The following is a 13,018-nucleotide window of genomic DNA, read 5'->3' on the forward strand; positions in this document are numbered from 1 at the left end:
GGGATTATGGAAACACTTGATATCGTAATAATCATGGATATCGCCATTGGAGCCTATTTGCTCTATGCTGGTATCTCGGGAAAAGGCAATGTATATCAGAATAACCGCCTGCCGGATGAAGTGAAGGAGGATGCAAAAAGGCTATTGCGGGTTATCACCCTCATCCTGGGCGCGATTCTCTTTGTCAGCGGCATTTTTGAGGCGTTCAATCTCTTCCCGCAGGAAATTGTGCTATTGGCCTCTATCGGCGCCTGCCTTGTTGTGCTGGTAGTTTACTATATCCTTTTCCGAAGAAAATTTGGCGAATACACACGCTAATCGGCAAACAGCTCCCGGCGCGGAGCTGTTTTCATAGAGTTTTGGGAGGCAGTATGTATCGAATTATTTTAGATGTGATGGGCGGGGACAATGCGCCGAAAGCGATCATAGAAGGGGCGGTTTTGGCCCTGGAGGAATACCCGGATATTGAGATCCAGCTGGTTGGCGATCAACAGCTCGTGGAGAAACATCTGGCGGAGCATACTTACGACAAAGAGCGTCTTTGCGTCGTCCATGCGTCTGAAGTAATCGAGATGGCAGAGCCGCCGGTCAACGCAGTGCGCACCAAGAAGGATTCCTCGCTGGTAGTTGGAATGAATTTGCTTGCCGAGGGCGAGGGCGATGCCTTTGTGACGGCAGGCAGCACAGGCGCGACAGTTGCCGGAGGGACGCTGATCGTCCGCCGGGCAAAAAACGTCCTGCGCCCTGCGCTGGCTCCGGTGATTCCGACGGCCACAGGCTGCGCTCTGCTTATCGACTGCGGTGCAAATGTCGATTGCAAGCCGGAACAGCTGGAACAGTTTGGCGTGATGGGGAGCATCTATATGCATGAGGTGCTGGGGATCCAAAACCCGCGCGTGGGCCTGGTCAACAACGGCGCGGAAGAGGAGAAGGGAAATGCCCTGACGAAGGAGGCATTTCAGCGCCTGAAAAAGGCAGATCTCAATTTTATCGGCAATGTCGAGGCGCGGGATTTGCCGCTTGGAGCCTGCGATGTGATCGTCTGCGATGGGTTTGTGGGCAACGTCGTGATGAAACTGATGGAGGGATGCGCCGTCTCATTTTCCACGATGCTTAAACGGGAATTCATGAAAAAGACCAGCTATAAAATCGGCGCAGTTTTGGCAAAGCCGGCACTAAGAAGTTTCAAAAAACAGATGGATTATACAGAATACGGGGGAGCACTTTTACTGGGAGTAAATTCGGGGGTTATTAAGGCGCATGGAAGCTCCAATGCCAAGGCGATCAAGAATGCGATCCGCCAGGCGAGGACTTTCACGCAGCAGGGGACAGTTCAGCTGATCAAGGAAAAATTATCTCAGCTAAGCTGAGAAAAAGGAGGAAATTTTTATGAACAAAAATTTGCGGAAGATCCTTGTTGGCGCAATCCTTGCGGCGCTGGTATGTGTGGTTACCTTTACGGTGCGCGTGCCAATTCCCATGACGCAGGGCGCATATGTCAATCTGGGGGATTCGGTCGTCTACCTGGGCAGCTTTTTTAGCTGTAATGTTGTAACGGCCCTTGCCCTGGGGCTGGGCAGCGCCTTGGCGGATATTCTGGCCGGCGCCGCAGTTTATGCGATCCCGACTTTCCTGGTCAAAACAGCGATGGCGCTGATTGCGATGCTCATTTTCAAAAAGAGTAAGACGATCAAAGGCTATTTGCTGGGCAGCATTGCGGCCGGGTTTGTCATGGCAGCGGGATATTTTGTCTGTGAAAGCGTCATGTTTGGCGTTGTTACGGCAGCCGCTTCCATTGTGGGCAATCTCATCCAGCTGGCAGGCGGCGTTGTGATTTCGGCGCCTGTGTGGTATGCGCTGAAAAAATTTGCATTGCCCCAGAAAGCGAAGATTTCATGAAACTGACGATTTTGGGGGAGTATGGCCCGTTTGCTCCGGCAGGCGGCGCCTGCTCCTCTTATTTGTTACAAGGGAAAAAAGGCGGCAATGTTCTGCTGGATTTGGGCAACGGCGGTCTGGCGCAGCTGCAAAAGCATCTGCCTATCTCCAAGATAGATGCCATCATCCTGACGCACCTGCATTTCGACCATATTTCGGATTTGCAGATTTTGGGATACGCACTCTCACAGCTCAAACTGCCAAAAAAGCCGGCGCTCTATCTGCCCCAAACGCCAGAGGAAATGGCGCGGCTATATGCCCTGCCCGCCTTTGATGTGCATCCGATTTGGGATGATCTGGAGATTCAGATTGCGGATATGAAGCTGGTTTTTGCTAAAATGACGCACCCGGTTGAGGCGTATGCCGTCATGGCAGAGGAAGAGGGAACCTGCTTTCTATATTCGGGCGATACGACGCGCAATAAGGCCATCGAGCGCCTGGCAGAGATGGCAGATTTTGCCCTGCTGGATGCGGGGCTTTTAGAGGCGCAGGCTGGGGCCGGCGCGCCGCATATGAGCGTCGGGCAGGCATGCGAGGTCGGAAGATTTGCTGGGAAGATGGTTTTAACGCACCTCTCTCCGCTGTATACCCGAGAACAGATTCGTAGGGAGGCCGCAGAAGAGGCAATTTTGGCAAAGAGTGGGATGACTTTTGAAATTTAGATGGCAAGATCATTTTCCATATTGCAGTCTGACGGCGCGGCGCCCGCTGTTTTTCGCGGCTGTTGCGTTCCTGTTAGGGTTGCTTTTGGGCGGAGCGGTGGAGTTTTCCTGCGCCGCTTTCTTTGCCGTGGCAGCAGCTCTGTTTCTCGGGTTTCTCTGCTGTTACCGCCGGAGTTTTGCGGGTTTTCTGCTCTTGGCTAGCATCTTTTTCTGCGGCATTGGCTCGATGCGGCATGCGCTCTGCATTGATTACACCCAGATGGATCTCGAGCATGGCGCGGTGGTGGAAGGGCGGATTGAACGCAAAACCCAGAAGGAGGGATATGTGCTCTATCGCCTCGGTGAGGTGAAGATAGGGGAAGAGAAGCTGGAAGGAGGAATTTTTCTTTCCTCCCAATCGGATTATCAGGTAGATGATTATATCATTGCGCAGGTAAATCTGCGCATTCCCGAGCGGGCAGACTATCCGCTGGGCTTTGATGATTTTCTCTATTGCCGCTCGCAAAATGTCCTGCTGCGCGGCACGGCGCTCACCGATCGGAAAACAGGAGAGGCGGGCGATGCCGCTTCCTTCTTTCATGGGGTGAACCGCTGGATGAAGGCGCAGATGAAAGGGCTGTTTCGGGAATCTGCCCTGGCGCAAAGTCTGGTGCTCGGGGAAAACGGTGATCTGGAGCCGGAAGTTGCCGCGCAGTTTGAGCAGGCGGATATCGGGCATATCCTCTCCATCTCGGGTATTTATCTGTTTTTCTTCGCCATGCTTTTGGAGCGCTTTCTGCTCTTCTGCCATGTGCCGAAAAAATGGCGCGACGGAGCTGGAATTCTGCTGTTTCTCATATTTCTTCTCATTTTTGGAGAGAACACAGCAGTTTGGAGAATGGCAATTTACTACGGTGCGCTGAAGATTTGCAGCATCTGCTGGAAGAAGGGCGATGAACTCACATTCCTGTCGCTGGCTTTCTTCGTCACTATCTTGCCGAACCCGGCGAAAGTTTACGATCTGGGCGTGCAGTATTCCTATGCCGCGGTCTTTTCGCTGATCTGCCTGATGCCTTATTTTGAAAAACTGCTTTCGCGCATCAAGCCGGATTTTTTGTCAAAATCCCTGGCCAGCGTGCTCTGCCTCAATATCGGCTTATTGCCGCTGCTCATTCGCCAGGAAAATAAGATATGGGCATTTTCCTTATTGGCAAACCTGTTTGTAACGCTGTATACTTCTTTTCTTCTTCCGCTTCTGACCATCTTTACGCTGATTTACGGCGTATTTGGAGAAGCAGTATCTTTCCTTGGGGTGATAGGAGATGGGCTGCTTGGCGTTTTGAAGGCATTTGCCGGGCGCGCGGAAATTTGGAAGAGGGCGGCGCTGGGGCTGTCCAGCCCAGGAGCGCTCCTTCTGCTGTTTTGGTTTCTGCTCCTCTTTCTTCTCTCGCGCCAGAACTTCCTTTCCCGAAAGCCCAAGGCGATCTGCGCGGGTGTTTTTGCCGTTATTATGGCAGGAGCGGCATTTCTTCCTCCGTTTTTCAGCCCCGGGATTCAGATTGATTTTTTAAATGCAGATGGCCTAAGCGCAGTTGTTCAGGCGGAAAATGGGGCGTGCGCTGTGGTTGGGACGGCGGCAGGCAGAAGCAGCGCCGACTATGTGATCAAAAATGGCTATGCGCCGCAATATACGCTCTGCCTATCCAAAGAGGAGCGGCATACTGAGGGAGTCGAGCGGCTTTGGGAATTTGGGTATGCCGGGGAAATTCTGGCCGTGCCGGATGCGGTCAGAGTGCTGGAACAGCGTTATGGCATTGCGTGCACGGAAATGGGGAGCATGATCTTGCCGCTCAGCCCGCGGTGCCGCATACTCATCATATATCATGAGACTCACCGAATGATTGAGCAGATTCGTGTAGAAATAGACGGGCACAGCGTATGCGTGATGGATCTTTCCGAGGATGGGCCGAATGGCCAAGAGCAGGCAGATGTGCTATACTGGGAAGGCGCAGACCGCACTGCGCTTTCTGACGGCGTTGAATATGGGCATCTTATTTTGCGCATCCCGGAGTGGGGAAGGGTGCTGCCTGTTTCCGACGATGGAAAACGCCGGATCTATAATTTATATGAGGCGGGAAAAGTAACGGTGCATTTCCAAAAGCGCACGAGATTGGAGGCTATGTATGGAAGCAGCTGAGTTTTTGCGAAAACGAAAAGAATATAAGGCGGAGCAGCTGTTTTTCCTCTATGGCAACGAGCCGTATCTGGTGGATACTACGGCCAAACAGCTTATCGCCGAACTGCGGGTAGAGAACTTCGGCTTTAACTATACGGTTTACCGGGAAAAGGCAGATTTCCGCGAGATATCTGATATGTGCAGGCAAATGCCCTGTTTTGCGGAGCACCGGGTGGTGCAGCTGGAGGATCTGGATCTTTTTGAAAAAAACAGCCATATGCCCGAACTCCTGGAAGATTTGCCGGAATATACCAAGCTCGTTGTCATAAAGCATGGCAAGCTGGATAACCGAAAAGCGTTTACAAAGGCGCTGATGAAAAAGGCAGTTTGTGTGCAGTGCGATTCTCTGGCAGATGCCGCCATGCTGCGCTGGATTGCCAGCTCTGCCAAGAAACAGGGCGTGATTTTGCCGCGCCAGTCTGCAGAGCTGATCTATGAAGTCTGTGGCAGCGATATGTATGCCATCCAAAACGAAATCAATAAACTGAAGTTTTACCCATCCGCGCCGCCCGAACAGGGGATGGAGGCCATTCTCTCCGCCTCCACAGAGTACGATACTTTCAGCTTTCATAAACTGATGATGGCGGGGCAGTATGACAAGGCCATGGATATTTTGCGCAAAGTACAGCGAGACAGAAAGAACTTTGCCGGGTTCATCGGCCTAATCATCTCAAAGATTTCGCCAATTTATATGGCAAAATCCTGCCTGAATGCGGGATGGACGCAGCGCATGGCGGTCTCGGAAATGCAAAAGGCAGGAATCAAGGAGTATCCGGCTAAGCTGGCCTGCGAGGATGCCGCACATTTTACCATGCTGCAATTAAAGCAGGCGCTGAGAACCCTGGAATCCATTGATTTTTCCATTAAATCCGGCGGAAAGGCGGAGGGGATTGAGACGGCGATGCTGCGCGTCTATGGAGCGGTATAAAAAAGAGAAATAAAAAAACTTCCGGAGGGTGGCCGGAAGTTTTTTTGCACATCTATAAAACAGGGGGGTTTTATAGGCTGTTTTCCCTTATTTCGAGAGCGAAGCGAGCTTCTCGGAAATCTGGGCCTTTTTGCGGTTTGCTTTGTTCTTATGAATGATGCCTTTGGTCGCGGCGCCATCCACAACGCTTGCTGTTTCGCTCGCCAGAGCTTTTGCAGCATCGGCATTGCCGGCAGCGATAGCAGCATCGAATTTCTTCAGCTGCGTTTTGTAAGCAGAGCGCACGCTCTGATTCTGCTCGGATTTTTTCGCGATGACCTTAATGCGCTTTTTCGCAGATTTGATATTAGCCATTTTTTCACCCCTTATCGTAATAATCGAATTCAACAGTAAAAATACTATCACACTCGCCCGCATAATGCAAGGGATTTTTTTCATTATTCTGCCTATACTATTAGGAAAAAAGGGAAGAAGGTGCATCAATGCGAAATATCAGAACAGATCTGGCTTCCGAGCTGAACGAAGATGCCGGGGCTTTGGCGGGAGTGCGCATGCAAAGCGATGAGATTGGCGGGTTTTCCTGCACAAAAGTATACGTCGATTCCGAGGAAGGGGCGAAGAAGCTGGGAAAACCCATGGGAAAATACTTCACGCTGGAGGTGGGCGACGTCTCTTTAAAAAATTCGGTGGATCTGACGGATGCTGCCCATAGCGTCGCAAGCGTGATGCAGGAGTTTATCGGCGCGGAAGGGGGAAAAACGGCGCTGGTCGTCGGGCTGGGCAACCGCCGGATTACGCCGGATTCCCTTGGCCCGAAGGTATGCGAAAAGATATTCGTAACCCGGCATATCAAGCAGAATCTCCCGGAAATTGCCGGAGAGGATGTGGCCAGCGTTTCGGCGATCGCTCCGGGCGTGCTGGGCGTAACGGGAATGGAATCGGAAGAAGTGATACGCGGTGTTTCCCAGCAGGTGAAGCCGGATGTGATCATCGCCATCGATGCGCTGGCCTCCCGCAAAACCGAGCGGATTGGAGCCAGCATACAGATTTCCAATACCGGGATTGCGCCGGGCTCTGGGCTTGGGAACCATAGAAAGGAGCTGACGCAGGGCTCTCTTGGAGCTATGGTGATCGCCATAGGCGTCCCGATGGTGACCTACGCCTCCACCATAGCCTGCGATCTGCTGGAGGCGGCTTTTGACAAGACGGTGGAAGAGGAGGATATTCAGGCGCTGTTTGCGGCAATTCAGGCTGCGAATGGAGCAGAACTTATCGTTACACCCAAAAATATCGATATCTTATCCGAAAAGACGGCGGTGCTTTTGGCGCTCTCGCTGAACTTTGCGCTCAATCCAGACTTCCCGCAGGAGAAAATAGATAACCTCATGGAGTGCTAAAATTCCGATATTCCGAATAGGGATAATTGGAGGGAAAAGCCATGAAAAATTCTTCGCGGATTCTGACCGGAGGAGCAATGATGCTCTTCTTTCTGACGTTATGCCTATCGGTTCAAAGCCTGCTTGGAGGCAGCGCGCTGGCTGCTTCGGATGGACTGCTCCGGCTTTACCCGGAAAAATCGCCTGAGCTCAGCGGCAGCCTGATTCCCGGGGAGGGCGAAAATCAGAGCATTCCCGTTACCGCAGATGGAAACATCTCGGACTGGCTTTCGCCAAAAGAGGAGCAGGAAATCCAGCCGCCCAGCCAGGAGAGTGGGCAGGATAGAGAATATGCGGTTTCGGGCAAAGTGAACGTGCTCATTTATCACACACATACCAATGAGGCATACCGGCAGACGCCGGAAGACAGCTATGAGCCTTCCGGGACAGACCGGACCAAGGATCATGAAAAGAGCGTTGTGCGGGTTGGTGAAGAGCTGAAAACCTGCCTGGAGAGCTATGGATATACTGTGATTCACGACACGACAGACCACGAGCCGCCCAAGCTGACCACAGCTTATGATCGCTCTTTGGCCACGATTGAGCAGTACAAGGAAAAATACCCGGAAATCCAGATCTTTATCGACGTGCATCGGGATTCACTGGGGCTGGAGAATATGGAAAACGACGTGGTGGAAGTTGACGGCAAGCGCTGTGCGAAGGTGATGTTTGTTGTCGGCCAAGGGAAAAAATACGACGATAAGCCGGATTTTGATACCAACAATGCCTTAGCAGAGAACATCACGGGCAAGCTCAATGGATATGCCAAAGGGCTTTGCAAAGCGCCGCGTATCCGCACAGGGCGCTATAATCAGCAGGTGGGCAAATACTGTATGCTGATCGAGGTTGGCCATGATGCCAATACTCTGCAGGATGCGCTCAACTCAATTCCTTATGTTGCAAAGGCAATGAACGAGACAATCCAAATAAGCCGCTGAGGCCAATAAAGCATGCCGGCAAAGAGCCGGCGTGCTTTATTGTTATTTACTTGCGCTTGCTTTCAATCATGATATAATGTTCTTGAAGTGATGCCGTGCGTGGGCATTTGCCGCGGCATCAGGAAATAGAAAATGGCAGACGCGAATATATGAATATTTTCGGGAAAGATATGGAGAAAAGAGAGTTATCGATCGGCTTTTTTGATTCGGGCGTAGGCGGCCTTAGCGTATTAAAGCACGCCAGAGAGCAGCTTCCCAAAGAGAATTTTATTTTCTATGGCGATAACGCACATGCGCCTTATGGAGAGCGCAGCGAAGAGGAGATACGCGCCCTTTCTTTTGCATGCTGTGATCGGCTGTTTGAGCGGGGGGTCAAGGCTCTGCTCGTGGCCTGCAATACGGCCACGGGCGCGGCAATCCACGCCATGAGAGAGCGCTATCAGATTCCTGTCGTCAGCATAGAGCCAGCCATTAAGCCGGCAAGCGAAAGCAAAGAAGAAGGAAAAATTCTGGTTTTGGCGACCCCGTTTACGATAGAAGGCGCGCGCTATCACAGGTTGGTAGACCGGGTTGGCTGCGGAGACAGGCTGATCCAGGTTCCCTGCAAAGGGCTGGCAGATTTGGTGGAAAAAGGGGAGTTTGAAAGCGAGGAGATTGCGGAATATCTGCAAAAAAAATTTGCGCAGTTTCCCAGGCAGCCCATCTCAGGCGTCGTGATTGGGTGCACGCATTATTCTTTCATTGCGCCGCTCATTCAAAAGATCGCAAAACAGCGCTTTTCCGGCTCATGCACGCTCTATGACGGCAGATACGGCACAGTGCGGCAGCTGCGGCGCGTGTTGGAGCAGGAGCAGATGCTCTCCCAGAGGGGGAACGCCAGCTGTGAGATTCTCTCTTCGGCAGGGCCGGAAAGTGTCGCGCTCATGCGAAAGATTTTGGAAGCATGAGGGAACTTATGCGAAAACTATGCGTCTAATGGATAGAGGAGGTGTTAAAAATGGATTGCAAAATGTTTTCCTCCATGATAGATGATTATTTGGATGATGCTTTGCCTGGGGAGCAGAGAGCGCTTTTTCTGGCGCATGCGGCCGATTGCAGAGCATGCAAAAAGGAGCTGGAGCACGCGCAGAATATGCTGGAAGCCCTGCGAAAGAGCGCAGCCGATGCTCCGGATTTTATCGCTCCGGCCATTCGGAAAATCCGCCGGCAGGCGGGCGCGAGAAGAAAAAGAGCCGCGGCCTTTGCAGGCATTGCGGCCGTCCTGCTCATCAGCGGCATGTTCTTATTTGAGAATATGAATTTATATGCGCGCAAAGATCTGCCGATGGCGCAGAACGAATGCGCAGGCGGATACACCAGCGAAGATTGCGCCCTGCCAGCCGAGCAGCAGCCCGAGGAGAGTGGGCAGGAGATGAAATACCGCAGCGCTTCCTACAGCGCGTTTGACGCGGATATTCTGGTTTTAGAGGAGGCACAGGCGCAGCAGCTGCTGGAATTTCTAAAAGACCGAGAGATAACCCTGGAGCCGGCAGAAGGCGGAAGTTATTTGCCCATAGAGGGAATGCGGGAAGTGCTTTTGCCGTTTTTTGAATACAGCGATATTGCCGTGGATTTGGAGCAATATCGAGCGCTGTTTTTACCAGGAGTTTAAGAAAACCACCCAATGCAGGTGGTTTTTTTCATTCTCTGTGCTTTTGCAGATAGTGCCTGGTTTCCCTCCAAACATCTCCGGACAGCAGAAGCAATGCGAATAGGTTTGGAAGCGCCATGAGTGCGTTGAGCAAATCCGACAGCGCCCAGACGATGCTGGCCTTTGTCGTCGCGCCCCAAAAGAGCACAAACAGGAAAAACAGACGGTAGCAGAGCTGTGCCCTGGGGGAGAGGTTATTTTTGAGTAGATAGCGCAGAGCCTGTTCGCCGTAAAAAGACCAGGAAAGAGGGGCGGATAAGGCAAAGAGGCAGAGGATGACGGGGATAAAATAGCGGCCGAACCCGGGCAGGGCAGCCTCATAGGCAGCAGAGGCATAGGCGGCGCCCTCCAAATTTTGGATGCCAGAGAGCAGCAGAACAAGCGCGCTGGTACCGCAAGCCAGCACAACCGAGATAAAGACCTCTAAGATGCCCAGCATGGCGTGGCGCACAGGCTCCTTGCTCTCGGCGGCCGCATGGACGATGCTGGCGCTGCCCAGCCCTGCTTCGCTGGAAAAGATGCCGCGCGAGATCCCGTAGCGCATGGGCTGGGAAATGAGCGCGCCGAACAGCCCGCCGCCTGCCGCGGCCGGGCGAAAGGCATCCTGCCAAATGACTGTGCAAACCTGCGGGAGCCGATCCAGATTGGCTAGAATTGCAAACAATCCGCAGAGCAAAAATAAAAGATCGATGATGGGAATGGCGATGGAGGTGAATTTCGCGATCCCCTTGACGCCCCGCAGGATGATCATGCCACAAAAAAGCGTGAGCAGGGCCCCGGTGAGCCACTGGGGAACGCCAAACTCATAGGCGAGCACTGTGCTGGCAGAATTGGATTGGCAGATATTGCCGATGCCAAAGCTGGCAAAAACGGCTGAAAGGGCATAAAGTGCGGCGCCGATGGGGCTGTGCGCTCCGTATTTTAAGTAGTACATCGGGCCGCCGATCATCTGGCCATCCAAAGATTTGGCGCGGTATTTCATGGCCAGAAGTATTTCTGCATACTTGATGATCATGCCGGCGAATGCAAAAAAGAGCATCCAAAGCGCGGCGCCCGGGCCGCCCAGGGAGAGCGCAGTCGCGACGCCCACGATGCTGCCAATGCCCACGCTGCCCGCCAGAGCGGTCGTCAGAGCGGAAAAGGGAGAAAGCGTATTCTTATTTGCGCTTTTGTCCGTTAGAATTTTGATGCAGGAATGAAATTTTCTAAATTGAAAAAAGCGTGTCTTGAAAGTGAGAAAAATGCCTGTGCCCAGGATGAGGGACGGCATAAAGGTTTTCCAAAGTAAGTCGCTTAGCTTTAAAAATAAGTCGCCCATGTTTCACCATATTCTAAGCGCAAAAGATTGGTGCGCGCATAGTATAGAATATACCGAGGTGGTGAGAGATATGCCTAGCAGAGGCGAGATCTATTTTGCAGACCTGGATCCCGTTTTGGGATCGGAGCAGGGCGGGGTCCGCCCGGTGCTCATCATCCAAAACGACGTGGGAAACCGGTACAGCCCAACTGTAATTGTTGCCGCAGTCACCTCGAGTTTGAAGAAAAATACTTTGCCAACACACATCGATATTGGCGAATTCAGCGGGCTCTCCAAGCGGAGCTATATTCTTTTGGAGCAGCTTAGAACTTTGGATAAACGGCGGCTGCGAAATAAGGTTGGCAGGCTCCCGGAAGAGGTGATGAGCAAGGTGGATGAAGCTTTGCGCATCAGCGTGGGAGTGCAGTGCGAAGAGAAAACCTTTTTATAAAACTGAATAATATGATATACTATTAGCGTAGAGCGCGTCTCTGCGCTAATTTTCTATCGCTGGCATTGCGCCGGCAAATTTTTTGAGGTATTTGATGAGCAAGCTAAAAGACAACAAGATTATCTCCTATATCGCCATAACCATTGGCGTCGCGATCTCCATTTTCTCGCAGAACTACTTTCTGCTCCCAAACCAGATTTCCACAGGCGGCTTTTCTGGAATCGCGACGATCTTATACTATCTGTTCGGCCTGCCCGTCGGCATCACGATGCTGGTTCTAAACGTCCCGCTGTTTTTGGTCTCCTTTAAAAAGCTGGGCTCGGGCTTTGTCCTGCGCTCGCTTTATGCGATGATCATGTATTCTCTGCTGACGGATCTTTTCCCGATTCGCCCGCTGACGGAGGATATGCTTCTGGCCTCGATTTACGGCGGCGTGCTCATGGGGCTGGGGCTTGGAATCTCGGTCTATTTTGGCGGTAGCACGGGCGGCACAGATACACTTGGCATGCTCATTCACCATAAATTCAAGTTTATCAGCGTCAGCGTTGGTATGCTGGCGATAGATGTTCTGGTTGTCGTGGCGACGGGCATTGTATTCGATATTCAGACGGCCCTGTTTGCCATTGTCGGGCTCTATATTTCCACAAAAGTGATGGAGATCTTCACAGAAGGCATCAACCGCGCCAGCGCTTTTCTCATTATCAGCCCTAAATATCAGGAGATTGAGGAGCAGATTCTGCAGGAGATGGATCGCGGCGTAACTGAGCTGTCGGCGAGGGGCGGCTATGGCGGCCACGAGGATCCTGCGCTGCTCTGCGTGGTGGAGAAAGGCCGGGAAGTGAGCTGGGTCAAGGAGATCGTCCATAAAATCGATCCCAAGGCCTTCATCGTATTCTGGGAGGCCAAGGAAGTGACGGGGGAAGGCTTTACCTTCGGGGATAAGCCGCGCCGGGAAAAAGCAAAAGTTGAAAAAACAGACGCTTCATTGTAGAATATACCTATTGTGATGGAAAGGGCTGGGTGAAATGCGCACAGTGAGGACAAACTCTCCGGGGGAGACGTATGAATTTGCAAAAAAAATTGGGCAAACACTCTCCGGCGGATGCACCATTGCCCTGGATGGAGGGCTGGGAGCCGGGAAAACTGTGTTTGTGCAGGGCCTGGCGGCTGGCCTTGGAATTGATAAGCCCATCACAAGCCCAACGTTTACCATCGTCCGTCAATACATGGGAAGGCTGCCCCTCAACCATTTTGACGTCTACCGCATCGAGGAGCCCGAAGAGCTCTATGAGATTGGATTTTCTGAATATTTGGGGGATGGGCAGGTCGCCGTCATCGAATGGGCAGAGCGCATTGCCGCACTGCTGCCGGAAAACACGGTATTTATCAAACTAACTGGAGCAGGCGAGGAGCCCCGTGAGATTCTCATGCAGGGTGAAGAGCGCTTGGAGGAGGCAAAATAG

The 13,018-nt window shown here is 52.3% G+C and carries 15 protein-coding genes; 13 read left to right on the plus strand and 2 right to left on the minus strand.

Annotated elements, in window-relative coordinates:
* Positions 1–6: 6 nt before the first annotated feature.
* From AALG83_02415 to holA, 6 genes are all read left to right on the plus strand, one after another.
* The gene (locus AALG83_02415) at positions 7–318 is read left to right on the plus strand and encodes a hypothetical protein (protein ID MEY8382011.1); all 312 of its coding nucleotides are present in this window, start codon (positions 7–9) and stop codon (positions 316–318) included.
* A 53-nt stretch (positions 319–371) separates the two neighbouring features.
* The gene (plsX, locus tag AALG83_02420) at positions 372–1,370 is read left to right on the plus strand and encodes a phosphate acyltransferase PlsX (GenBank protein MEY8382012.1); all 999 of its coding nucleotides are present in this window, start codon (positions 372–374) and stop codon (positions 1,368–1,370) included.
* Positions 1,371–1,389: 19 nt separating this feature from the next.
* Positions 1,390–1,899, plus strand: coding sequence for an ECF transporter S component (locus tag AALG83_02425; GenBank protein ID MEY8382013.1), 510 nt, complete (start codon positions 1,390–1,392; stop codon positions 1,897–1,899).
* Complete coding sequence (locus AALG83_02430) at positions 1,896–2,600, plus strand: MBL fold metallo-hydrolase (GenBank protein MEY8382014.1); 705 nt, start codon at positions 1,896–1,898, stop codon at positions 2,598–2,600. The genes AALG83_02425 and AALG83_02430 overlap by 4 nt, the downstream gene beginning before the upstream one ends.
* 97 nt (positions 2,601–2,697) lie before the next feature.
* Positions 2,698–4,776 carry a ComEC/Rec2 family competence protein gene (locus tag AALG83_02435; protein MEY8382015.1) on the plus strand — a complete coding sequence of 693 codons (2,079 nt, stop codon included), beginning with the start codon at positions 2,698–2,700 and terminating at the stop codon, positions 4,774–4,776.
* Complete coding sequence (gene holA, locus AALG83_02440; protein ID MEY8382016.1) at positions 4,763–5,743, plus strand: DNA polymerase III subunit delta; 981 nt, start codon at positions 4,763–4,765, stop codon at positions 5,741–5,743. Before AALG83_02435 ends, holA begins: the two co-directional genes overlap by 14 nt.
* Positions 5,744–5,830: 87 nt before the next feature.
* Here the strand turns inward: holA and rpsT are convergent, their stop codons facing one another.
* Complete coding sequence (gene rpsT / locus AALG83_02445) at positions 5,831–6,097, minus strand: 30S ribosomal protein S20 (protein MEY8382017.1); 267 nt, start codon at positions 6,095–6,097, stop codon at positions 5,831–5,833.
* A gap of 128 nt (positions 6,098–6,225) precedes the next feature.
* Here rpsT and gpr point away from each other — a divergent pair, with 128 nt between their 5' ends.
* From gpr to AALG83_02465, 4 genes are all read left to right on the plus strand, one after another.
* Positions 6,226–7,140: a GPR endopeptidase gene (gene gpr, locus AALG83_02450; GenBank protein MEY8382018.1), complete on the plus strand. Its 915-nt coding sequence runs from the start codon at positions 6,226–6,228 to the stop codon at positions 7,138–7,140.
* Positions 7,141–7,181: 41 nt separating this feature from the next.
* Positions 7,182–8,117, plus strand: coding sequence for a stage II sporulation protein P (gene spoIIP, locus AALG83_02455; GenBank protein ID MEY8382019.1), 936 nt, complete (start codon positions 7,182–7,184; stop codon positions 8,115–8,117).
* 170 nt (positions 8,118–8,287) lie between these two features.
* Positions 8,288–9,064: a glutamate racemase gene (gene murI, locus AALG83_02460; protein MEY8382020.1), complete on the plus strand. Its 777-nt coding sequence runs from the start codon at positions 8,288–8,290 to the stop codon at positions 9,062–9,064.
* Positions 9,065–9,114: 50 nt separating this feature from the next.
* Positions 9,115–9,768 (plus strand): zf-HC2 domain-containing protein, encoded by a 654-nt coding sequence (locus AALG83_02465; GenBank protein MEY8382021.1) that lies wholly within the window; start codon positions 9,115–9,117, stop codon positions 9,766–9,768.
* Positions 9,769–9,796: 28 nt separating this feature from the next.
* Here AALG83_02465 and AALG83_02470 read toward each other — a convergent pair whose 3' ends face one another.
* Positions 9,797–11,125: an amino acid carrier protein gene (locus tag AALG83_02470; protein MEY8382022.1), complete on the minus strand. Its 1,329-nt coding sequence runs from the start codon at positions 11,123–11,125 to the stop codon at positions 9,797–9,799.
* 70 nt (positions 11,126–11,195) lie between these two features.
* Here AALG83_02470 and AALG83_02475 point away from each other — a divergent pair, with 70 nt between their 5' ends.
* The 3 genes from AALG83_02475 (at position 11,196) to tsaE (ending at position 13,018) form a co-directional block, all read left to right on the plus strand.
* A complete protein-coding gene (locus AALG83_02475) occupies positions 11,196–11,555 on the plus strand; it encodes a type II toxin-antitoxin system PemK/MazF family toxin (protein ID MEY8382023.1) in 360 nt (119 codons plus the stop codon).
* Between the two features lie 94 nt (positions 11,556–11,649).
* The gene (locus tag AALG83_02480; protein MEY8382024.1) at positions 11,650–12,546 is read left to right on the plus strand and encodes a YitT family protein; all 897 of its coding nucleotides are present in this window, start codon (positions 11,650–11,652) and stop codon (positions 12,544–12,546) included.
* A gap of 43 nt (positions 12,547–12,589) precedes the next feature.
* Positions 12,590–13,018 (plus strand): tRNA (adenosine(37)-N6)-threonylcarbamoyltransferase complex ATPase subunit type 1 TsaE, encoded by a 429-nt coding sequence (tsaE, locus tag AALG83_02485; GenBank protein ID MEY8382025.1) that lies wholly within the window; start codon positions 12,590–12,592, stop codon positions 13,016–13,018.

It is taken from the genome of Christensenellaceae bacterium 44-20, from assembly GCA_041223705.1.
In the GTDB taxonomy this organism is placed as follows: Bacteria; Bacillota; Clostridia; order Christensenellales; family Christensenellaceae; genus QANA01.

Coding starts and splice junctions, on each gene's coding strand:
- AALG83_02415 (MEY8382011.1), top strand. CDS start 7: ATGGAAACACTTGATATCGTAATAATCATGGATATCGCCATTGGAGCC.
- plsX (MEY8382012.1), top strand. CDS start 372: ATGTATCGAATTATTTTAGATGTGATGGGCGGGGACAATGCGCCGAAA.
- AALG83_02425 (MEY8382013.1), top strand. CDS start 1,390: ATGAACAAAAATTTGCGGAAGATCCTTGTTGGCGCAATCCTTGCGGCG.
- AALG83_02430 (MEY8382014.1), top strand. CDS start 1,896: ATGAAACTGACGATTTTGGGGGAGTATGGCCCGTTTGCTCCGGCAGGC.
- holA (MEY8382016.1), top strand. CDS start 4,763: ATGGAAGCAGCTGAGTTTTTGCGAAAACGAAAAGAATATAAGGCGGAG.
- rpsT (MEY8382017.1), bottom strand. CDS start 6,097: ATGGCTAATATCAAATCTGCGAAAAAGCGCATTAAGGTCATCGCGAAA.
- gpr (MEY8382018.1), top strand. CDS start 6,226: ATGCGAAATATCAGAACAGATCTGGCTTCCGAGCTGAACGAAGATGCC.
- spoIIP (MEY8382019.1), top strand. CDS start 7,182: ATGAAAAATTCTTCGCGGATTCTGACCGGAGGAGCAATGATGCTCTTC.
- murI (MEY8382020.1), top strand. CDS start 8,288: ATGGAGAAAAGAGAGTTATCGATCGGCTTTTTTGATTCGGGCGTAGGC.
- AALG83_02465 (MEY8382021.1), top strand. CDS start 9,115: ATGGATTGCAAAATGTTTTCCTCCATGATAGATGATTATTTGGATGAT.
- AALG83_02470 (MEY8382022.1), bottom strand. CDS start 11,125: ATGGGCGACTTATTTTTAAAGCTAAGCGACTTACTTTGGAAAACCTTT.
- AALG83_02475 (MEY8382023.1), top strand. CDS start 11,196: ATGCCTAGCAGAGGCGAGATCTATTTTGCAGACCTGGATCCCGTTTTG.
- AALG83_02480 (MEY8382024.1), top strand. CDS start 11,650: ATGAGCAAGCTAAAAGACAACAAGATTATCTCCTATATCGCCATAACC.